This is a genomic window from Escherichia sp. KCJ4928 (assembly GCF_004352695.1).
Classification (GTDB): domain Bacteria; phylum Pseudomonadota; class Gammaproteobacteria; order Enterobacterales; family Enterobacteriaceae; genus ECMA0423.
In genome coordinates this window covers 1-398 of sequence record NZ_SJWV01000634.1, presented here as the reverse complement: position 1 = coordinate 398, position 398 = coordinate 1, and the positions used below count along the sequence as shown (strand labels likewise).

Genomic DNA, 398 nt, shown 5'->3' with positions numbered 1-398 from the left:
GCCCTGAATGACACTAAAGCCGTTTTTGAGTGCCTTTTTGTGGTTGGTTACGGTGCCTTTCCAACCAAATTGTTCATTCAGCCGGTATGTTTTTGATCTGCCAACTTTAGGTCCCTCAAAGATCACCCCAACATCCAGTAGCGCGCGAACGGCGCGACTAACATTCGTTTTCTGCATCCCTAAAGTTTCAGCAATATCTGCTTGGGCGATCTGAATGAAGTTTTCGTAATCCAGATCTGCAAGCATCAGCATTAAGACCTTGAATTGCTCCCCGGTTAATTCCTTAGCCAAGATCCGTAATGCGTCTTGATTCATGGTGAAATGCCTCTGAAATGCTGATTTTTGTTTAGGGCGGATAACGGCAACGAAGCCGCCGATAATCTCACCCTGGTCATTTA

Annotated in this window: 1 protein-coding gene; it reads right to left on the bottom strand. The window is 45.7% G+C overall.

Annotated elements, in window-relative coordinates:
* Positions 1-398, bottom strand: a 398-nt coding sequence (locus E0D98_RS25990; protein WP_240723792.1) for a replication protein, incomplete at both ends; no start/stop codon positions are given.